Origin of the sequence: Paenibacillus sp. FSL K6-1566 (genome assembly GCF_038050475.1) — a bacterium.
GTDB lineage: Bacteria > Bacillota > Bacilli > Paenibacillales > Paenibacillaceae > Paenibacillus_AQ > Paenibacillus_AQ lactis.
Window position 1 is genome coordinate 5607427 of record NZ_JBBOSR010000001.1, and the last position, 19474, is coordinate 5626900.

At 51.3% G+C, this 19474-nt stretch carries 21 protein-coding genes; 5 read left to right on the forward strand and 16 right to left on the reverse strand.

Annotated elements, in window-relative coordinates:
* Positions 1–19: 19 nt before the first annotated feature.
* Entirely contained in the window at positions 20–559 is a 540-nt protein-coding gene (gene yyaC, locus NST08_RS25200; RefSeq protein WP_144878980.1) for a spore protease YyaC, read from the reverse strand.
* A 187-nt stretch (positions 560–746) separates the two neighbouring features.
* Here yyaC and NST08_RS25205 point away from each other — a divergent pair, with 187 nt between their 5' ends.
* Complete coding sequence (locus tag NST08_RS25205; protein ID WP_007131665.1) at positions 747–971, forward strand: DUF1128 domain-containing protein; 225 nt, start codon at positions 747–749, stop codon at positions 969–971.
* A 172-nt stretch (positions 972–1143) separates the two neighbouring features.
* On the opposite strand, the gene NST08_RS25210 is transcribed toward NST08_RS25205, so the two are convergent.
* Together NST08_RS25210 and NST08_RS25215 are read right to left on the reverse strand one after the other, a co-directional pair.
* The gene (locus tag NST08_RS25210) at positions 1144–1854 is read right to left on the reverse strand and encodes a pirin family protein (RefSeq protein ID WP_007131666.1); all 711 of its coding nucleotides are present in this window, start codon (positions 1852–1854) and stop codon (positions 1144–1146) included.
* A gap of 55 nt (positions 1855–1909) precedes the next feature.
* The gene (locus NST08_RS25215) at positions 1910–2926 is read right to left on the reverse strand and encodes an asparaginase (protein WP_007131667.1); all 1017 of its coding nucleotides are present in this window, start codon (positions 2924–2926) and stop codon (positions 1910–1912) included.
* Positions 2927–3205: 279 nt separating this feature from the next.
* Here NST08_RS25215 and NST08_RS25220 point away from each other — a divergent pair, with 279 nt between their 5' ends.
* From NST08_RS25220 to NST08_RS25230, 3 genes are all read left to right on the forward strand, one after another.
* Positions 3206–3466, forward strand: coding sequence for a GlsB/YeaQ/YmgE family stress response membrane protein (locus NST08_RS25220; protein WP_007131668.1), 261 nt, complete (start codon positions 3206–3208; stop codon positions 3464–3466).
* Positions 3467–3515: 49 nt separating this feature from the next.
* Positions 3516–3926 carry a YtxH domain-containing protein gene (locus tag NST08_RS25225; protein ID WP_007131669.1) on the forward strand — a complete coding sequence of 137 codons (411 nt, stop codon included), beginning with the start codon at positions 3516–3518 and terminating at the stop codon, positions 3924–3926.
* Positions 3927–4063: 137 nt separating this feature from the next.
* Positions 4064–4483: a DUF5665 domain-containing protein gene (locus NST08_RS25230; protein WP_028405773.1), complete on the forward strand. Its 420-nt coding sequence runs from the start codon at positions 4064–4066 to the stop codon at positions 4481–4483.
* A 126-nt stretch (positions 4484–4609) separates the two neighbouring features.
* On the opposite strand, the gene NST08_RS25235 is transcribed toward NST08_RS25230, so the two are convergent.
* The 11 genes from NST08_RS25235 to NST08_RS25285 form a co-directional block, all read right to left on the reverse strand.
* Positions 4610–5590, reverse strand: coding sequence for a magnesium transporter CorA family protein (locus NST08_RS25235; protein ID WP_445933650.1), 981 nt, complete (start codon positions 5588–5590; stop codon positions 4610–4612).
* A gap of 129 nt (positions 5591–5719) precedes the next feature.
* Positions 5720–6490, reverse strand: coding sequence for a sigma-70 family RNA polymerase sigma factor (locus NST08_RS25240; RefSeq protein ID WP_007131672.1), 771 nt, complete (start codon positions 6488–6490; stop codon positions 5720–5722).
* Entirely contained in the window at positions 6487–6936 is a 450-nt protein-coding gene (gene rsbW / locus NST08_RS25245; protein WP_007131673.1) for an anti-sigma B factor RsbW, read from the reverse strand. Before rsbW ends, NST08_RS25240 begins: the two co-directional genes overlap by 4 nt.
* 30 nt (positions 6937–6966) lie before the next feature.
* Entirely contained in the window at positions 6967–7290 is a 324-nt protein-coding gene (locus tag NST08_RS25250) for an STAS domain-containing protein (RefSeq protein WP_007131674.1), read from the reverse strand.
* A 129-nt stretch (positions 7291–7419) separates the two neighbouring features.
* On the reverse strand, positions 7420–9102 hold the full coding sequence (locus tag NST08_RS25255) for a response regulator (protein ID WP_213617149.1): 1683 nt from the start codon (positions 9100–9102) through the stop codon (positions 7420–7422).
* A 22-nt stretch (positions 9103–9124) separates the two neighbouring features.
* A complete protein-coding gene (locus tag NST08_RS25260) occupies positions 9125–9991 on the reverse strand; it encodes a CheR family methyltransferase (protein ID WP_028405770.1) in 867 nt (288 codons plus the stop codon).
* Positions 9992–10102: 111 nt separating this feature from the next.
* Positions 10103–13762 carry a response regulator gene (locus NST08_RS25265; RefSeq protein WP_341342420.1) on the reverse strand — a complete coding sequence of 1220 codons (3660 nt, stop codon included), beginning with the start codon at positions 13760–13762 and terminating at the stop codon, positions 10103–10105.
* Positions 13759–14934 (reverse strand): SpoIIE family protein phosphatase, encoded by a 1176-nt coding sequence (locus NST08_RS25270; protein ID WP_007131678.1) that lies wholly within the window; start codon positions 14932–14934, stop codon positions 13759–13761. The genes NST08_RS25265 and NST08_RS25270 overlap by 4 nt, the downstream gene beginning before the upstream one ends.
* 259 nt (positions 14935–15193) lie before the next feature.
* The gene (locus tag NST08_RS25275) at positions 15194–15538 is read right to left on the reverse strand and encodes a general stress protein (protein WP_007131679.1); all 345 of its coding nucleotides are present in this window, start codon (positions 15536–15538) and stop codon (positions 15194–15196) included.
* A gap of 91 nt (positions 15539–15629) precedes the next feature.
* Positions 15630–16151: a hypothetical protein gene (locus NST08_RS25280; RefSeq protein WP_144870059.1), complete on the reverse strand. Its 522-nt coding sequence runs from the start codon at positions 16149–16151 to the stop codon at positions 15630–15632.
* Positions 16152–16216: 65 nt separating this feature from the next.
* Positions 16217–16744, reverse strand: coding sequence for a DUF948 domain-containing protein (locus tag NST08_RS25285; RefSeq protein ID WP_007131681.1), 528 nt, complete (start codon positions 16742–16744; stop codon positions 16217–16219).
* A 299-nt stretch (positions 16745–17043) separates the two neighbouring features.
* Here NST08_RS25285 and NST08_RS25290 point away from each other — a divergent pair, with 299 nt between their 5' ends.
* On the forward strand, positions 17044–17208 hold the full coding sequence (locus NST08_RS25290; RefSeq protein WP_007131682.1) for a DUF1328 domain-containing protein: 165 nt from the start codon (positions 17044–17046) through the stop codon (positions 17206–17208).
* Between the two features lie 144 nt (positions 17209–17352).
* Here NST08_RS25290 and NST08_RS25295 read toward each other — a convergent pair whose 3' ends face one another.
* Both NST08_RS25295 and NST08_RS25300 read right to left on the reverse strand, forming a co-directional pair.
* Positions 17353–18855, reverse strand: a complete 1503-nt coding sequence (locus NST08_RS25295) for a DHA2 family efflux MFS transporter permease subunit (protein ID WP_144870100.1) — start codon at positions 18853–18855, stop codon at positions 17353–17355.
* 49 nt (positions 18856–18904) lie between these two features.
* Positions 18905–19354 carry a MarR family winged helix-turn-helix transcriptional regulator gene (locus NST08_RS25300; protein ID WP_007131684.1) on the reverse strand — a complete coding sequence of 150 codons (450 nt, stop codon included), beginning with the start codon at positions 19352–19354 and terminating at the stop codon, positions 18905–18907.
* Positions 19355–19474 lie beyond the last annotated feature (120 nt).

The window sequence follows — 19474 nt, forward strand, 5'->3', positions numbered from 1 at the left end:
CCCGGTTGAAACGAATGTCTCACGGCCTAAGGCCAAAGGCCGAGGCGGCCTGGGAAGCGATTTGCTCCGCCATCTGCATGACCTGATACAAGGATGTTACCTGGAGCGTCCAATAGGGCTTCGGTCCGTGGACGTTGACAACGGCGGCAACGCTATACTGGCCGACGGCAGGCAGTTTGCCGCCCACGGACGCGGCCGGCGTAAGCGGACCCTCCATCGTGTAGAAAAAGCCTACGGAAGAAGGCTGGCCCAGACAAGCGTCAATGGCGATCATGATCTTTCCTTCCGGAATCTCCTTCAACCGGGTTTCGAGGTTCCCGGCATCGCAGGGCTCCTGCAGCGTTCCGATCACAAGCGGGAAGCCGTATTCCAGAAGTCGGCTTCCGGTTAACGGCCCCAGTGCATCCCCCGTCGAACGATCGGTTCCAATGCATAAGAACACAACATCTTCAGCGTCATGCCGTTTGGAAATTTCCCGAAAAAATGGCCCCAGCTCCTGGCCCGACATCCTGACTCTTGCAGTCTGTGCCATCGGGAGCTTGCCTGCTTGATCGCTCATGACGGACCTCCTCATCAATATCCAGCCCATGGATTCCATTCGTGCCGGAATCGAAAAATGGGCAACGGGTTTTCCCTGATTTTACCCCATTCTCCTCGTTCTTGGCAAAACTATTGGTCGTTCTGTCAGGGCCGTGTTACAATACAGGGATGAATTGCGTAATCCACCTGAGAGGAAGGTGTTAACCATGGATTTGAATGAAAAGACCCAAGCCAACGTCGAGTATATGATTGAACAGATCAAATCAAAACTGCGCATGGCCAGTGCGGCCGCCATGCAGGCTTCCGCTTTTTCGGTAAGCCAATACGACGATATTTATGACTTATATGAAATGGTCATTACCAAACATAACCTCAGCATCTCGGAAGTCGAAGCGGTCGTCTCGGAGCTCGGCCGCCTTCGGGGCAAGTAATTAGAACCTCTCTAGCCCCTCGCCTGAATATTCTTGCCAGTACCGCGGCACCCTGTCCGTGCCTGATCAAATCTTGGATTTGACGCTCTTGCAGAATAAACGCATTTACCATACCAAAGCCCCCGATGCTCACCTGTCCTAAACGAGCACCGGGGGCTTATTGGGTTCATCCCTATGGCATGTCAATGATCATCATCTCCGAGAAGCCTTCACTCGCATTCCCGCGAAATTTGACCTTATCGCATTTCTGAATTCGAGCGGTATCTCCGGAGGTAAGGTCGAACACCCCTTCCTCCGTCGTGATTTCGACATGGCCGCTAATGGCATATACATGGATCCTTCGATCCTCGGACGGCAACGTCAGTTCATGTCCGGTCTCCAGCCTGCCGCTGTACATCTTCACATCCAATGTCATCGGCAGGCTCCCCGCCCCGCTTCCTGTTATGTGGATCGGAGACAGTGGATTCTGCGGCTGCCCTGCAAAAGCACCTTCATGATAACTGGATGGAAGACCCGGTTCGGCCGGCAGGAACCACATCTCCAAATACGATACATCCGCCGCGGGAGAGCTGTTTCTCTCGGCATGATATACGCCGGATCCCGTGTTTACGACATGTACGGTCCCCGGTTTCAATTCTTGATTGCCGGTGTCGTCCTCATACGTCAGCATTCCCTCAAGCACGACATAAACGATGACCAGGTCATGGTGAAATCTTCGATCGAAGCCCTCCAGCGGACCCAGCTTATATTCATTATGAGCCAGCAAGCTCCCGAAATGCTCATTATGCGGATCCACATAATCTCCAAAGGAAAAGCTGAATTCACCGTGTATTCCGTTATGATGGGTTGTATGTCTTTCCGCAGCCGTCATGATTTTGATCATGCTCGGTTCACCTCCGCCGTTTTACTAATCAATACCCCGGCGGAAATTGATCTAATCAGTTCGGACTAGGACCGTGGCCCAGCTTGAAGACCGTCTCCGCCCTGCCGACCTTGCGGCCGCTGTCGTTCAGAATGTCGGTCGGGAATGCCTGCGCCAAGCGCGAAATGGTTTCTTTATTGGCATAACCGATCTGCTCCAAGATGGATTTTGCAATCCAGCCCCATTCCTCCTCCGATCCATCCACGATTTTAAAGGCAACACCTAGTTTTTCCTTCTTAAGACCGAAGCAGTACACTCCTTTAAAACCGCCCTTCGCCACAATGTTGCTATCCTCCAGAAGAACCGTATCGACCTTGCCGCTGCCGGCTACCATGAACGGGGATGCGTTCATCGCAGACGTTATGGTCAGCACAGCCTCTCTTGTTGCCTCGTCCTTGATCCGGTCAGGACATGCCAGCTTCATGTAGGCCGTCGCCAGCGCCTGCAGCGGCATGGCGAACACCGGCAGCCCGCACCCATCGGTTCCCGTGCGAATGTCGCCTTGAGCAAGCCCGGCGAGATCGGCGATCGTTCTTAGGATTTCCTGTTGCAGCGGGTGATCCGGCTGGTCATAGCCGCTTAAAGGCAGACCGGCCATTTGGCAATATGCGAGCATGCCGTAGTGCTTGCCTGAGCAATTGTGATACCAGCGGCTCCGGTCTCCGTCTGTGCGCAGGAGGCTTTCCTTGCTTGCATCATCAAGCGGCCAGCTGGGTGCGCAAACCATAAGATCTTCACGAATGTTCACCTTGCGCGCGAATTGCTGAAGCACTTCAATATGACGGGGCTCCCCGCGGTGCGAAGCGACCATGATGGCAATTTCTTCGTCCGTTAATCCGTAGAACTCCGCCATTCCTCCTCGAATGGCAGGAATCGCTTGAAGCGGCTTCGCGGAAGAACGGGTAAACGCGACAAAACCCGGATCGCCCGTATATGCCTGTATCGCTCCTTCCTCATTCACGATACATATATGTCCATTGTGGGCGCACTCCACCATGTCCGCCCGATATTCTTGAACCAATACATTTTCCATGAGCATGAACTCCTTCTATATTCCGTATACAGCGCATTCCTATGTGAATAGGTTTTGAGTCATATTGACAGCGCATCCGACAATGAACCTGAATTTTTGCCAATCTGTATTCAGTATAAGACAAATATCAGCAAATGGCATGAGCCAAAATTCCACAACGGGCGGACATTAATTTCATTGTCGATTGTTGTTGATCTTGTTTCACGGTCAGGGCTCCCGTTTAAATACGAGATAAGCAAGCCCACTCGAAAGTCATTGCTCTGAAAAGGAGGCGATTTTATGTGGGGCATAGTTATTAGCATCGTCATGGCAATTATCATCGGGATTATCGGAGATGCGCTGGTTGGTCATGAAATGCCGGGCGGTATCGTCGGGTCCATGATCGCCGGTTTCATCGGCGCCTGGATCGGACCGTGGCTCTTTGGAGCCTGGGGCCCTGTCATTGGCGGATTTGCGATCGTCCCAGCCGTTATCGGAACCGCCATCTTCGTGTTCCTGCTCGGCCTCGTTGCCAAATTGTTTAAACGACGCACAGCCTAAAGTCTCGTATTCATATTCCACATTATATTAACTTAAAGGAGTGAAAGTTATGAATCACACAGAACAAGAATATCCAGTTCAAAGCGGCTCTCCATTTTTCAAAGGTGTATTTATCGGAGCGTTGGTGGGCGCTGCCGCAGCGCTGCTGTTCGCACCAAAGCCAGGACGTGAGCTTCGCGGGGATCTGTCCGAGAAGCTGAGTGTCGTGACCGATAAAACCAAAGAGGTCTGCAGTTCGGTAAGCGATAAAGCAACCGAGCTGGCCAAGACCGTGGGCAGCAAGGCCTCGGAAGTCATGGCCACAGTGAACGAAGGCCGGAGCAGCGTGATGTCCAGTATCAAGGAGGCGTCTGCGGACGTATCCGATGAGGTATCCAAGGCCTCTCAAGATGTGAAGGACAAGGCGATGGAAACCTCCTCCGACGTCAACCGCGATTTGAAACAAACGACGAATTACTAAGCCTTCGACATACGGCCGAATTAGGTCGCTTCATGGCCAGCTGACTAAAGCTGGCCATTGTTGTTCCGGCCGGGAAGCTTTTTTTTCAGCCGAAAGATGTCTTCATTGAATATCCCATCATGAAAGGGGGGAAATCCATGAGTAAAGCAAATCCGTATGATAGCGGGTCGCGTTTCGCCGGCCTTTCTCGAAGCGAGCGTAGGCCGCGCTACGAATCGCGGACGAAAGAGGAAGAACGGAAGGCTGCCGTCCCTGAGGATGTGCAGGAGCATCCCTTTGAGCTCCGGCACGAGGTGAAGAAGCTGAACTCGCGGCTCGACAAAATCGCGGGGACTCTGGAAAAGTCCGAGATGAAGGATTTGATCGACAATTACATGAACCCCAAGAAACGCATTATCGCTAATCTGACGGCAGGGCTTGCCCGGGGGCTTGGCTTGACCTTAGGCACTGCGCTTGTCCTCGGTCTCCTCGGCTACATTCTCAGCTTCTTCGTCAACGTGCCGATGATCGGCGATTTTATAGCGGATCTGCAAGGCTATGTCGATCAGGCAAGGTAACCGCGTTGACGGATTTCTTATCCTTTGTTCCATGCAACCCATAAAGCGAAAGGTCTCTTCCTAAGGTTGGCTGCAAGCCCTAGGAAGGGACCTTTGTTCGTTATCTTGTAGATGTTATTTTGAATCTTATATATTTTTATCTCTGGACTTCACCCGAAGCAGATCCCCTGTCCATCCCTTACTCCGCATCCATAGATAGATGCCTGACATCCATATAAGGGTAACCAGGATGATCACGGTAAATCCCCATGATGTTTTAATGGTTGGAAGATTTTCGAAGTTCATCCCCCAGATCCCACCGATCACGGTAGGGGGTGTAAACACGACCGTAAAGATCGTCAGCGTCTTCATGATCTCATTGCCCCGGAAGCTGGACACCGCATCATCAATCGATACCAGCGTATCGATTTCCCGCTCATAATGGCGGAACAGCTGCTCAAGCCTCTCCACCCGGTGACGAAGCTGCTGAAAAGAACGGCTGCCTTCGAGGCTGTCATGATATCCTTCCTTCATCGCCGCAATCAGCTCTTGAAACGGAATGAACAAGTTGTTCCAATCCAGCAGTTCAAACCGCGCTGTCAAAATCCGGTCCAATAGCGATCGCCGGTTGTGCTTCTGCATGTCTTGCTCCACAAGGCGAAGATTCCCTTCGAAACGATCCATACCCTCATGGAAATAATGCAGGATGGTACGGGCAAGAACACAGAGACCATCGATCGGCCGCTCGCACTGATGGAGCATCGATCTCCTGTCCTCCTCAGCCATGGCACTGCGTGTGTAATCATCCAGATTAACCGTGATCAGAATCCCGTCTTCCACATAAAAATAAAACTGCTCCGAACGGCTGACCTGCGGAGCCCCCTCCGTAACATGGTAAAGCATCGTGCCCATAAGAACGGGCTCCACTCCCCCTTTAAAGCGGACGGACAAGTAATTCCGCCCCTTTAAAGACGAGGCAAGGTCAAACCATTCCCCCGAGTAGGGGTACTGCATCCGGAGCTCGCCGATCCACGGAGACAGCCAGTCATTCGTCCGGACATCAAACCACGTCCATCCTCCTGCAATTGAATATACATCACGGCCATCGCTTTGATCCGGTCTTAGCATCATCTCCCACCTCCACTTATGAGCGTATATCTTTATTAATTCCAAAAAAGGCACGCTTATCCTCATTAAGGGGAAAGCATGCCTTATATGCCGTTACTTCTGCTTCTGTCATCCCGAGGCTTGTCCATATCAGTAAAGATTGCTCGACATGATCTGCTTCAGTTTTTCCGTTGCGCGTTTCTGGATACGGGAAACGCTCATTTGCGATACCCCCAGCCGCTGGGCAATTGCCCGCTGGGACTGTCCCTCCTGAAATGCCAACAGCAGCACCTTCTGTTCCTGTTCCTTCAATTGGCTCATCGCCTGTTGAAGATCCATGCGCTTCTCCACGGAATCGAAATCATTCACATCCGAGCTGATTAATTCACCAAGCGTGGCCCCCGTCTCTTCCTGGGATAACGGAGAATCCAATGATACATAATGATAGCATTCGCGTCCGGCCAGCACTTCGACGGTTTCTTCAACCGATAAATCCAAGTATTCCGCAATCTCCTTCACATCAGGGGATCTCTCAAGCTTCACCATTAACTCATCGATGGCTTGCTGCACCAAAGCTCCCTTCTCCTTGATCCGGCGCGGCACTTGGATATACCATGACTTATCCCGGAGGAAGTTCTTCATATGACCGATCATGCTCTTCATGGCATAGGGCTCAAAAGGAATCCCTAAGCTGATATCATACTGTTGAAGCAAGCGAATTAAAGCCATCTGGCCCACCTGGTACAGATCCTCGTACAGGTCGGGGCGATTGCGGGCAATCTTGCCTGCCGCCATTTTTACCATCGGCTCATATTTTTGTATCAGCACGGTTGCAACGTCGTTATCCTTCGTCTGCTGATATTCCCGTATTAAGTCTACGGCTTCATCTCTGGACTCTGGGGGAGTCGCCTTATCACTCATACCCGCTCCTCACTTCTTGCAAGGCGCTTGGTCAGCGTAACCTCGGTTCCCTTCCCTGTCTGGTTCGTTACGCTCACCTCATCCATCAGCGCCTCCATCAGATAGAAACCGAGTCCTCCGATCTGGACCTCGCTGAGATCCTTATCATGGAGGGTCGGGCTGCCAACCGTTCCCACACTGTCAAAACTCTCCCCTTCGTCTCTGACCGTAATGGATAACGACTCATCGGCCACTTGAAAAAGAACCTCAACCATGCCGCCTTCCTGCCCGTACGCATACAGTACCGAATTGTTGCATGCCTCGGACACGGCGACCTTCATATCTTCAATTTCCTCATACGAGAACCCCATCTTCGAGGCGATCCCGTACAAATTCAACCTGACAATATCCACATACTCAGCATTGGCCGGCAAACGCAGTGTTACGGTTTGTACATCTGAATTCATCTCTTTCGATCCTTTCCTATGGGAATTCTTCTATGTCTGAAAGAACTTCGCAATACCCGTCATATCAAACAACTTCTGAATTTGAGGCGGAACTTCCTCAACCGCAAAACGGGCCTGCATGCCGTGTCTCGCTTTCAGGATCGATAGAAGAATACCTATGCCTGTACTGTCAATGTATGTCATTTCCTTCATGTTGACGATCAAGTCTATTTCAGAGTTGCCGACAAGGGGTTCCATGACCAACCGAAAATCAGGAGCGACGGATAAATCAAGTTCACCGCTCAAAAACACGGTGCATACACCATCATTCATATGAGTCTTGGCATTGAACTTATCATTCGTTTTTGTATTCATAGACACTCTCTCCCGAAATTTGTTTTCTCTTTTCATAACCCGATATGTTGCTTGTTGAATCAGAATGCAGCAAATGCGGCGAAGCTAATTTATGGGAATTCGCAGATCCTGCTGCACCCGCTGCAAGCCCTATGCGTTACCAATCCGTATCGGGGAAGCATGCATCCTCTGATCTTCCGATTCCCAAGGAATATAACGGGACAAGAGCTGCTCCACGCAGCTGAATTTGACCGGCTTGCTCAGGTACTCGTCCATCCCGGCCTCCTGGCAGCGCTTCTGGATTCCGTCCATCACATTAGCGGTCATGGCCACAAGCACCGGACGGTCCTCTTCTGAACATAACCCCCGGATCTGACGTGCCGCTTCAAGGCCGTCCATGACGGGCATTTGCAAATCCATAAAGATCAAATCATAGGAGGTCTTGGAACTGGCCGCGAGGTCGACAGCCTGCTTGCCGTTCTCTGCCATATCTGCACGAAGGCCCATCTTGCCAAGCATGCTGTCCATCAGCTTGCGATTTATCGGATGGTCGTCCACGATCATAATTCTGGGTTGATTTACTCCGCGCACTCTGTACTTTGAGTTCTGCTGCTCTTCCCGCAAACGGTGGTTATCCTCCTCATGCGCACGGACACAAATGGTAAACACAAAGGTCGCCCCTTGTTCCTCCTTGGATTCCACGACGATTTGGCCGCCCATCATTTGAACCAGCGATTTGCAGATGGCCAGACCCAATCCGGTGCCGCCGTATCTGCGGGTCATCGAGGAATCCAGCTGGGAGAACGGTTGGAATAAGCGGTCCATCTTCTCGGCGGAAATTCCGATTCCCGTATCCTTCAAAGTAAACTGAAGCGTCAACTGGTCCCCCTCAGCCTGGGTGAGCGACACGACCAGATAGACGCCGCCTTCATTCGTAAATTTCACGGCATTGGAGACGAGATTGATCAGGACCTGACGCAGACGTCCCATATCGCCGAAAACCATCGATGGAATGGAATCTTCAATGTAATAGGAAAGCTCCAGACTTTTCTTGGCCGCTTCACCGGAGAACAGGCCGAACACTTCCTGTACGCAGGAATGAAGATCAAACGGATATTCCTCCAGCTCCATCTTGCCGGATTCCATTTTGGAGAAGTCGAGAATATCGTTAATGATGGCAACCAGCGAGTCCGCGCTTTTCCGGATAATCGTTGCATACTCCCGCTGCTCCTCCTCCAGATCGGTATCCATCAGCAAATCGATCATGCCAATGACGCCGTTCATCGGCGTGCGGATCTCATGGCTCATCATGGCCAGAAATTCCGTCTTGGCTTTGGCGGCGATCTCGGCCTCTTCCTTGGCCTTGATCAGCTCTTGATTGATTTTTTCAAGCTCCTGCGTCTTCTGATGCAGCTGCATCGACTGAATCTTCAGCCGCTTATTCGTCTGATACATATCAACAAAGCCCTCGATCTTCGATTTCAAGATTTGAGGGATAAACGGCTTCACCATATAATCGATGGCGCCGGCGGAATAACCGGCAAACAAATGCTCCGCTTCCTTGCTGTTAGCGGAAATGAATATGATCGGGATATCCTTCGTCTTGTCTCTCGCCTTAATCAGTCTTGCGGTTTCGATCCCGTCCATGCCCGGCATTTGGACATCGAGTACAATAACGGCAAAATCATACTTCAACAAGTACCTCAAAGCCTCTTCCCCCGAGGTTGCTTTAACCAGCGTATACTGTTCGCTGTCCAGAACAGCCTCAAGGGCAAGCAGGTTTTCAGGACGATCATCTACCAGCAATATATGAATCGGTTCGTGAAACCCCATGGAATCCTCCTAGAAAAGCTTTCTAATTAATCTTCCGGTAAATTTTTTCGACTCGATCCAGCGCCTCGTACGAATCGCTATAATCCGTGAAATGAATGGACTCCTTCGCTCCGAGAACCAGAATCCCGAAGTGGCTCAGGCTTTCATGGAAGAGTCCGTGTACATGATTCCGAAGCTCGTCGTTGAAGTAGATCATGACATTGCGGCAAAAGATCACATTGAATTCATTAAAGGAGCGATCCGTTGCCAGGTTATGTTCTGCAAAAATCATGTTCTTCTTCAGGAAAGGTTGAAAAATAACCGAATTGTATTTCGCTGTATAGTATTCGGAGAACGAACGGGTACCGCCCGCCTCCATATAATTCTTCGTATACTGCTTCATCCGTCTGATGTCGAACACGCCTTCTTTGGCCTGCTGAAGGGAACGGGAATTCATGTCCGTCGCATAGATCCGGGACTTCTCGAACAGCCCTTCTTCGTGAAGAAGAATCGCCATCGAATAAACTTCCTCGCCCGTCGAGCAGCCCGCATGCCATATCCGAATGTACGGATACGTGCGAAGCAGCGGGACGACCTTTTGCCTGAACGTCAGGAACAAATTCGGGTCCCGGAACATCTCCGTTACCGGGATCGACAGATTATATACCAACCGCTGGAAGCATTCGCGGTCATGAAGCACTTTATTCTGGAGCGCCGATATGGTCTGTACGCCCTCCGCATGGACATGATGCCAAATTCTCCGGCGGAGGGAGGGGATGGCATAGTTGCGGAAGTCATAGCCGTAAAAGCGATGGATGCCTTCCAGCAACAGCTCGATCTCGATCTGCTCCAGCTCCTTGCCGTTATCTTCTCTCCATATTTCTGATTCAGTATGGTCCTTAGATGACATTACCCTCTGCACCGCTTTCCAAATGTTTATAGAGGTTGTTCAAAGTGCTGAAAAAACCGGCTCTTTGAACGCAGACTTCTATGCTATTTGTTCATTACCCATAAAAGCCGTTTACGAATACAGCCAAACCCGCATCAACGACAGAAGCTGCTCGGTTTGAATCGGCTTCTTCATATAATCGGACGCTCCCGCCTCAATGCATTTCGCCCGATCCTCCTTCATCGCCTTAGCTGTCAGGGCAATAATCGGGAGCTTCTCGAACTCAGGCATTTCCCGCAGACGGCGCATCGCTTCGTAGCCATCCATCTCCGGCATCATCATATCCATCAAGACCAGATCGTAATCCGGATTCTCCTGAAGCAGCTCGATCGCTTCGCGGCCGTTCTCGGCAAACGTCACATCCATGTTGTATCCTTCAAGCACGCTGGAGAGGGCAAAAACATTCCGGATATCATCATCTACGAGCAAAATCTTCTTGCCTTCAAACAGCTCTTCCTTATTATGAAGCTTCTGCAATATTTTCCGTTTGTCCTCCGGCAGATCAGCCTCTACCCGGTGCAGGAACAGCGTTGTTTCGTCCAGAAGCCGTTCAGGCGACTTCACATCCTTGATAATAATCGATTCTGCGTATTTCCGGAGCTGCAATTCTTCCTTCGAATCCAGATCCTTACCGGTGTATATAATGATCGGGAGATCCGTCAGATCCTCGTCGTCACGAATTTGATCCAGCAGTTCAAAGCCCGTCATATCCGTCAGCATCAAATCCAGCACCATGCAATCATATCGCTTCTTCCGCAGCTCGCTGAGCGCCTCGGCCCCTGTGGATACAGCCGTTATGGACACGTCATCGTGGCCGATCAGCTCGATGATCGAATTGCGCTGAACGTCGTTATCCTCGACGATGAGCAGATGCTTCATCGATTTCTCCGTATACGATTCGATATGCGTAAATGCGTTCTCGAGCGCTTCACGGGACGATGGCTTCTTCAGATAAGCGATGGCGCCCATCATAAGCCCCTGCTTGACTTCATCCACGACCGAAATGACATGCACCGGGATATGGCGGGTCTCAGCCGAGCTCTTCAGTTCGCCAAGGACAGACCACCCGTCGATGACCGGAAGCTGGATATCTAGGATGATGGCATCCGGCTTATACGACTTGGCCATCTGCAGGCCGATGTCGCCCTGTAAGGCAACCAAGCCTTTGAAGCCGCGGCCTCTGGCCATATCCAGCAAAATATTCGCAAACTTGATATCATCCTCAATAATAAGGAGCACCTTGTCGGTCGGTCCTAAATTCGTTCGGTCGTCGTCAACCTGGACTGCTGGCCTAACCTCTTTGGCTACAAGCTTCGCTTTCGGCATTACCAATTCGGTCGTTGGCGCCTCGATCGATGCCGCTGCCTCCCCCTTACTCCGAGAGATTGCTTCAGGCAGGCGGGTCGGCAGGAACAGCGTAAAGCAGCTTCCTTGTCCCTCAGCCGATTCCAACACAATGCCGCCTCCAAGAAGCCGTGAGAGCTCCCGGCTAATCGACAGCCCCAGGCCGGTACCGCCATATTTGCGGCTTGTCGTGCCATCGACCTGCTGGAACGCTTCGAAGATCAAGTCCTGCTTGTCGGCCGGGATGCCGATTCCGGTGTCCTGCACGGAGAAAGCAATATAGTCGGCATCCGCAATCAGATTTGGCGGCAGCTGGTCTTTATCCGCCAGCTCCACCTTCAACTCCACGGAACCGCTCGTCGTAAACTTAAATGCATTCGACAACAGATTGCGTAGAATCTGCTTCAGCCTGTGTCCGTCGGTTACGATGGATTCCGGGATTCGTTCCCCGAAGCGTACACGAAGATCGATTTGCTTACGGGCCGCAACCGCTGCAAAGTTCTGCTCCACGAAGGTTTCGATCTCCGGCAGCTGAACCTCCTCGTAATTGATCTCCATCTTGCCGGCGTCGACTTTGGACAGGTCCAAAATTTCATCGATCATCTTAAGCAGATCGGAACCGGACATATAGATCGTCTGGGCATATTCGATCTGTTTCTCGCTTAAATTTCCTTCCTTATTCTCGGTCAGAAGCTGAGAGAGAATCAGCAAGCTGTTCAGCGGCGTTCGAAGCTCATGGGACATATTCGCCATGAACTCGGATTTGTATTTCGTTGTCGTTGCGAGCTGCTGCGCCTGTTTCTCCAGCTGCTCGCGCGCCTTCTCGATTTCGTAGTTCTTCTCTTCGACCTGCTGCACTTGCTCTTCAAGCGCACGCGTCTTCGCTACAAGCTCGGTATTGTAGTGCTCCAGCTCTTCCTGCTGACGCTGCAGCAAATCCTCCGAGCGCTTAAGGGCCTGCGTCTGCTCCTCCAGATTTTCGTTGGTGCGGCGAAGCTCTTCCTGCTGGGTCTGAAGCTCCTCGGATTGCACCTGCAGCTCCTCCGTCATCGCCTGGGATTCCCGAAGCAGCTGTTCAACCCGCAGACGCCCCATAATATTATTCAGAATGATGCCGAGGGACTCGCTAAGCTGGGACATCAGCTGCTCCTGCAGCACCGTTCTCTCTTCAAAGGATGCCAGCTCCACAACCCCCAGCACCTCACCCTCGAACAGCAGCGGGTAAATCATAATGGAGCTTGGTTTAGCGGCGCCCCAGGCCGATTGAATATTTATATAGCTTTCAGGCGGGCTATTCAGCAAAATCGGCTTCTTATCCAGCGCCGCCTGCCCGACAAGCCCTTCTCCAACCATGAAGGCATCCTTGGGCTCCCCATCTCCCTCGTACGCGTAGGATCCTTTCATTTCCAACCGGTTGGGATGCTTGTCCTCCTGGCGGATATAAATCGCGCCGTAATGCGCGCCAAGCACCGGCGTAAATTCACTAATGAAACGCTGCCCGACTTCTTCGAGCGAATGGATGCCCTGCAGCAGCTCCGTCATTTTGGCCATGTTCGAGTTAATCCAGGATTGATCCTGCTGGGCCTGCAAATAGGATTGCTCAATTTGCTGTTTCTCCAAAATGTCATCGGACAGTTCCTTGAATACGCGCGCCACATCGCCAAACTCATCCTTCGACGTTACCTTGATGCGGCGGATCGCCTTCAGGCGGCCTTCCCCAAAGCTCTTCAGCATCATGGATACCACATTAATGCCTCGGGTAATGCTTGGGAGGATCCAGGCTATAACCAGAAGCCCGATCAGCAGCCCGCCTGCCATAATATAGATGAAGATTTGGACCGAACGGTTATAGGCAGCCCGGGCGGCGGCAATATCGTCGGAGATTTTCATATTTTGATAGGCACTCAGCTCATTCAGGCTCGACAGAGCCTCCTCCTGGACGGTCTGCCCCGTGGTGTTGCGGAGTGTGTTCGCCTCCGCCGAGCTGCCTTTCGAGAGCAGATCCAGCGTTTTATTCTGATACACGATATAGTCATTGAGCGCCTTATCAATCCGGGTAAGGAGCTGCTGCTCCTCGGCGGTATTGACGGTTCCACTAATTGACTTGAAATATTCGAATGCTTCCTCCGTCATCGTCTCAATCTGCTGCCTTGATACGGAGAAGGTGCCTTGATCATTGCTTATGACCGCATTTGTAAGTAAACGCGCCATGTCATTGACTTCACCTCGAAGAGCGCTTGAAGTCCGAACCTTGTCATAGCGCTCATCATATATCGTATCCATCTGGCTTTTCATATAACTGACCCGGTCGTATCCGATCAATGTAAGAACGAGCATAAGGGCAAGCAAGGTCGAAAAACCGATAATTAACTTGCTTCTAAGTTTCATGAATCTGTTCTCTCCCTCTCTCTAAGCGTGATCCAGACCAAACATTTATCATCCTCACGTTCCTGGGACGGATCGTCGACGAAATAGCGCTCCATGACTTCGTTCTCTCTCCAGTGATGAGGGCCGCTCAAATGCTGCTTCAGATCTTCCAGCTTCTCGTCATGCCCCCCCGGAACCTGTTCCAATATCCCGTCCGTGTACAACACCAAATGGCCGTCGCCCTCGTAATGAAGGCTTCTTGGCTCCATCTCGTCAATCCGGTCGAACAGACCGACCGGGCAGCAGCCTTGATCCAGAGTTTGGACGCTTCCATCTTCCCCAAAGAAAAGTGCGGGCGGATGACCGGCGTTTACATAGTCCACCCGCTTCAGGCGGGTATCCACCACCAGATAGATGGCCGTGAAGTAGTACTGGATCAATTGATCCTCGATATGCAGCTGGTTGAACCTGCGGTTTAATTCCTGAATGACCTTCTCCGGCTCAACATAGGTGGTCACCGTGTCCTTGAGGACCGAAGCGATGAACATGCAAAAGAGGGACGAAGTGATCCCATGCCCCATCATATCCAGCAGGATGACGCCATAGCGTCCATCTCCCAGCGGATACCACGCGTATAAATCACCGGCGAGCTCTGCCGAAGGCTGGTATAGCGCGTGAATTTCAAGCAATTCATCTTCAATCGGAGAGCTTAACACCGCGTTCTGCACCTTTGCCGCCAGCCTCAGTTCCTCCTGGACCCGCTGCTCTCTCTCAATATGCCAATCCTTCTCATGCTTCAGCCGAAGCGCGAGGCGAATACGCGCCATGAGCTCTACCTTATTGATCGGCTTGGTCACGTAATCCACGGCCCCGGCATCCAATGCCTCTGCAAGCTTCTTCGAATCGCCGACGGCGGTGACCATAATAATGGGTATATCTTTCAAATGATCGTATTGCTGGACAATACGGCAAGCTTCGATTCCGTCCATCTCCGGCATCATCATGTCTAACAGAATCAGGTCAATCCCGGCTCTTCGGGGACACTTCGCCCTTCCGTGATCTTCCAGGCCAAGATGCTCGAACATTTCAAGCGCTGAAGATGCAGATAGCGTGTCCCGATACTTCTCTTTCTTCAAGATCTCTCGAATAATAATGACGTTAGTCGGATTGTCGTCCACGATTAATATTCTCATTGTCCTCTCCTTCAACGCTCTCTGATACGAAAGAAATCTATTTTTCCTACTAGTATACTATACGAATAATCCTAATCTCTCATCTAAGAAAAAGGCTCTTCTCCATGATATTTCCATCGTCTAGCGGATGGCCATAACGTATTCTTGCAAAACACAGATAAGGAATGAGACCTCTCAAAGTCCCATTCCTTATCTATGCTTTGACCCGCTATACTTGTGCCTTCCCTCAATATCAACACAGACACCGCTTCTGCTTAGGTCAATCGTCTCTTTTGGCAACAACAAGCACTTTGCCAAGATCCAGTTGCTTCTCATAGAAAGCCGCCTCCGCCTCCGTAAATCCTAGGGATACGATTTTGGCACGCAGTTCATCGCCGCGCGAGCGGAAGAAATTCGCCACCGCATCGATTACCCCTTCCTCCTTCAAACCTACCGTGCTGGCATCCGATACGTCAGCAATCCGGTCCGTATGATTCGCATCATGAGCCAGTACATATATGCGGTCGTTATCATAACCGGACTGCCTCAGATTTTGAACCTCCTGAACGGCCAGCGTCCCGTTCTCCACCACTTTCGCATAAGACTTCGTATTTGTTGATGCCATAACGAAAACCTCCCCTATTTGATGATTTACTCGATATAATAGGTTATAGTCCAATGGTTATTAACCATAACGCTCTGCTTTGAAACACCTTTTACTCCAGATAATCGAAAAATAAATCAACGCCGGTTATTTGTCCGGTTTCACGATTCTTAAATACCTTCAGCGCACGGCCGTTGTTCAAATATACATCGCCGTCCTCCGCTTTAAAGTACGGCTTGCCCAGCGCCGTCCGGATCTGTGCCGAAGTCATTCCAACCGACCGGTCCTCAACCCGGAAGCTTTTGGCCGATGGCTTCACATGAACATACTCGGTCAAGCCACGTCGAATCCCGACTTCCATATCTTTATAATGAAACTCTGTCACTCCGCTTATAGCATCACGCTTGACCTGGTCTGGCATTCCCAGCTTGCGTATAACGTCCTGCTTGCGATCCGTCAAGGTTATGCCGTTTAACGATCCGTAGCTCTGCGGAGAGTTGTCGCTGCTGTGTGCTTGCCCGGCTTCTGCGGCATGAACGATCCCCGGGGACATGCCTGCCGTGTTCGCAGGATTCCCCGCTTCACCCCCCAAGTACATCAAAAGTCCCGCTGCTAAGACGATGACCTTCCACATGCGACCTCCTCCTTTCTTCCGCTTAACTGCTTACGTAAAAATGGCATCCTGACATCAGCGTCAGCTTATCTTGCTTTTTGGCGGCGGAAGCTGTTCCACAGCCCGATCGCAGTATCTACGTAAGCGAGCCAATTCCGGCTCTTTGACGGCTTGCTTTGCTCCTGCTGATGGTATACCGCGTCATAGGATTGCAACGTACGTTCTTCGGCCGTCAGAGGCAGATGTTTCGGCTGCTCGGCTTCCACCGGCTGCTTCTTCTCAAGCCGGGCCTGCTTGAAACGGCTGACCATGCCGGCGGATATCTGTTTAACCGCATAGGTTACCTCGCTCAGCGCTTCTCCCAGATTACGAACGGTGTCCATGACCGGGTCGATCTGCTTCATTTTGTGCTGAACATCGACCGTTATATCATTGGTGTTGCGGATCGTCTGTTTAACTTCATAGCTCAATTCGTCAATCGTGGTTCGAACCTCCTGAAGGGTTTGGGTTACTTTTTCGAGCGATTGGGTCGCTGCCTTCAACGTCTTGATCAGATAAACGACCAGGACCGCGAAAGCAACAGCAATGATCGCAACACTGATTTGGGTTAGCATGATGTACGACCTCTCCTTCCCGTATGTTGGTTTTGGTTACGCAATAGTTACCCTATCCCTCAGCCCGCGAAACAAGCTCCGGCCAGCTGCACCTTTATTCACGGGATACGGCCAAGCAGCCTTGTTTCAGCTCGGATCGCCGCGGTTAAAGAACACTACGAAGGCGGGGTGCCGCATAGAGACGATCCACGTCAGATTCCAGCCGGTCCGGATATTCGGCTTGCCGGCACCCTAAAGGAACCATATCCGACTGCTTCAAACTGTTCCAAAAATCAATTCAGAAAGCAGGGTGAATCCTTTTGTTGAAATGGTCCGTAATCTTTCTGATTATTGCGCTGATCGCAGGAATCTTCGGCTTCTTCGGCATCGTAGAAGCTGCCGCCAGCATCGCGAAGGTGCTGTTCTTCATCTTCGTCGTCCTGTTTATCATTACTCTATTTACCGGACGCAGACGAAGCATGTAGTGATATCAGAAGCTCTTTGCTTACAGCTTAGACATAAAGAGGAACGGCAACCTCCTCCTCTGCACAAAAAGAAACGGGTGTCCCCCCTGCGGCCATGCTGCAGGGGGGACACCCGTTTTTAGTTCGTTATCTGGTAATGTTCCATTACACCGTCGTTGCCGCTTCCTTGGTTCCCGAAGGGGCAGGCTCTTTCGCCGGCTTCGTCTTCTTAATGAAGAAGGCCAGAATAAGCGAGGCGACAGCGATCCAAGTCGCAATGACGAAGGCGTAGTTAATGCCATATATCGTAGACTCATGGCTCAGGCGAAGAAGATCCGCCTGGTTATTCGGATCGAACGTACCGGTCTTCATCAAAGCCTCGCCATGGCTTTGAGCTTGCGTAGACATGACCGTTACGAGAATGGCTGTACCGATCGAGCCGGAAATCATACGGAGCGTGTTGGACATGGCCGTTCCGTGCGCGTTCAGGCTGCGTGGCAGCTGGTTCAGTCCGGCGGTCTGGATTGGCATCATCAGCATCGACATGCCGAACATACGGGCCGTATAGATGATCATGATCATACCGTAGGACATCGTTTCGCTTAGATTGCTGAACTCCCAAGTCGTTATGACCGTGATGGCAAGGCCGATTACGGCAAGCCACTTCGCTCCGACCCGGTCGAAGATCGCGCCGGTAATCGGGGACATAATGCCCATCAGGATCGCTCCCGGAAGCATGAGCAATCCGGATTCAACCGGAGTGAAGCCGCGGATTTGCTGCAAATAAATCGGCAGCAGAATCATACCGGCGTACATGGCCATCGTAACAATGACGTTAATGAGAGTGGTCAGCGTGAACATATTGTATCTGAAGATTCGGAACTCGAGCATCGGATCCTTGACCTTAAGCTCGCGCCACACGAACAGGATTAGCGCAACCGTACCGACGGCAAGCGTCGAAATGACCGGCGTGCTTGACCATCCGTCATTGCCAGCATCACTGAAGCCGTACAACAGGCCGCCGAACCCGAGCGTCGACAGAATGACGGCAAGCATATCCAGCTTTGGCCGGCTGACTTCCGTGACATTTTTCAGGAAGAAAATACCGATCAGCGTAGCGATCACCGAGAACGGAAGGATCATATAGAACAGAACGCGCCAATCGTAATGCTCCACGATGTAGCCGGAGAGCGTCGGACCGATTGCAGGCGCAAAGATCATCGCGATACCCATCATGCCCATCGCTTTGCCCCGGTTCTCCACCGGGAAGATGTTCAGGAACACAACTGTCATCAGCGGCATAAGAATGCCTGCACCTGCAGCCTGGACAAGACGTCCGGTCAACAGGGATGCGAAATTCGGACTGATAGCACAGACCAATGTCCCAATCGTAAACAGAAGCATCGCGCTTATAAATAATTGCCTCGTCGAAAAACGCGCGATCAAATAAGCCGTTACAGGAATAAGAACGCCGTTTACGAGCATAAAGCCGGTTGTCAGCCACTGGGCAACCGTCGGCTTAATGGCCAGATTCTCCATGATGCTGGGCAGAGCAACGTTCATCAGGGTCTGATTCAGGATGGCGACGAAAGCGCCGATCATCAGGGCTGCTATAATTGGCCCTTTCTTAACAGGTTCGCCGGGGCGAACCGCAGTATGGGTACTCATCATCGCTTCACTCTCTTTCTTAAGTAAGTTTGCACAACTACGGATTTTTCTATGTGGACAGCTTACCTTGGATATGCTCAATGTTCGCTGTTATCTTTCGGTACAAGCAGCCGAGCTGCTTAATTTCTTCATCCGTCAAAAAACCGTACAACATCTCGCTCAATTCATTCCGCTTCTTGGATAGCTGGGTAATCAGCTCACTGCCCTGCTCGGTAATTTCAAGATGCACGACTCTGCGATCCACCTGATCCCGAACACGGCGGGCAAATCCGCCATCAATCAATTTGTCCGAGATACCGGTCACGGCCCCGCAAGTAACATGAATCGAATCGGCCAAATCCGACAACCGAAGGGGGCCCTGCTCATGAAGTTTTTCCAAAGCCGTATATTGCGTCCTGCCTAGTTTAGGGAAGCCTTCCTTCTGCCATTCATTCTGAATCGTCCGAAGCATCTTCTTGAATAACATCTCCAACTCCAGGATTTCATTCCGAATCGGCATCGTCCCGCCCGCTCCTTTACCATCCAGCACCGATTGATTTAGAGCCCGGGGTCTCTCGAAACACGGCTCTCTAAATACTTTAGTACTAAAAGATTTTTTGTTAAACAATTAATGATTATA

What these genes read in the sequence shown, in the direction of transcription:
- yyaC (WP_144878980.1), bottom strand. Translation starts at nt 559, where the DNA reads ATGAGCGATCAAGCAGGCAAGCTCCCGATGGCACAGACTGCAAGAGTC.
- NST08_RS25205 (WP_007131665.1), top strand. Translation starts at nt 747, where the DNA reads ATGGATTTGAATGAAAAGACCCAAGCCAACGTCGAGTATATGATTGAA.
- NST08_RS25210 (WP_007131666.1), bottom strand. Translation starts at nt 1,854, where the DNA reads ATGATCAAAATCATGACGGCTGCGGAAAGACATACAACCCATCATAAC.
- NST08_RS25215 (WP_007131667.1), bottom strand. Translation starts at nt 2,926, where the DNA reads ATGGAAAATGTATTGGTTCAAGAATATCGGGCGGACATGGTGGAGTGC.
- NST08_RS25220 (WP_007131668.1), top strand. Translation starts at nt 3,206, where the DNA reads ATGTGGGGCATAGTTATTAGCATCGTCATGGCAATTATCATCGGGATT.
- NST08_RS25225 (WP_007131669.1), top strand. Translation starts at nt 3,516, where the DNA reads ATGAATCACACAGAACAAGAATATCCAGTTCAAAGCGGCTCTCCATTT.
- NST08_RS25230 (WP_028405773.1), top strand. Translation starts at nt 4,064, where the DNA reads ATGAGTAAAGCAAATCCGTATGATAGCGGGTCGCGTTTCGCCGGCCTT.
- NST08_RS25235 (WP_445933650.1), bottom strand. Translation starts at nt 5,590, where the DNA reads ATGCTAAGACCGGATCAAAGCGATGGCCGTGATGTATATTCAATTGCA.
- NST08_RS25240 (WP_007131672.1), bottom strand. Translation starts at nt 6,490, where the DNA reads ATGAGTGATAAGGCGACTCCCCCAGAGTCCAGAGATGAAGCCGTAGAC.
- rsbW (WP_007131673.1), bottom strand. Translation starts at nt 6,936, where the DNA reads ATGAATTCAGATGTACAAACCGTAACACTGCGTTTGCCGGCCAATGCT.
- NST08_RS25250 (WP_007131674.1), bottom strand. Translation starts at nt 7,290, where the DNA reads ATGAATACAAAAACGAATGATAAGTTCAATGCCAAGACTCATATGAAT.
- NST08_RS25255 (WP_213617149.1), bottom strand. Translation starts at nt 9,102, where the DNA reads ATGGGGTTTCACGAACCGATTCATATATTGCTGGTAGATGATCGTCCT.
- NST08_RS25260 (WP_028405770.1), bottom strand. Translation starts at nt 9,991, where the DNA reads ATGTCATCTAAGGACCATACTGAATCAGAAATATGGAGAGAAGATAAC.
- NST08_RS25265 (WP_341342420.1), bottom strand. Translation starts at nt 13,762, where the DNA reads ATGAAACTTAGAAGCAAGTTAATTATCGGTTTTTCGACCTTGCTTGCC.
- NST08_RS25270 (WP_007131678.1), bottom strand. Translation starts at nt 14,934, where the DNA reads ATGAGAATATTAATCGTGGACGACAATCCGACTAACGTCATTATTATT.
- NST08_RS25275 (WP_007131679.1), bottom strand. Translation starts at nt 15,538, where the DNA reads ATGGCATCAACAAATACGAAGTCTTATGCGAAAGTGGTGGAGAACGGG.
- NST08_RS25280 (WP_144870059.1), bottom strand. Translation starts at nt 16,151, where the DNA reads ATGTGGAAGGTCATCGTCTTAGCAGCGGGACTTTTGATGTACTTGGGG.
- NST08_RS25285 (WP_007131681.1), bottom strand. Translation starts at nt 16,744, where the DNA reads ATGCTAACCCAAATCAGTGTTGCGATCATTGCTGTTGCTTTCGCGGTC.
- NST08_RS25295 (WP_144870100.1), bottom strand. Translation starts at nt 18,855, where the DNA reads ATGAGTACCCATACTGCGGTTCGCCCCGGCGAACCTGTTAAGAAAGGG.
- NST08_RS25300 (WP_007131684.1), bottom strand. Translation starts at nt 19,354, where the DNA reads ATGCCGATTCGGAATGAAATCCTGGAGTTGGAGATGTTATTCAAGAAG.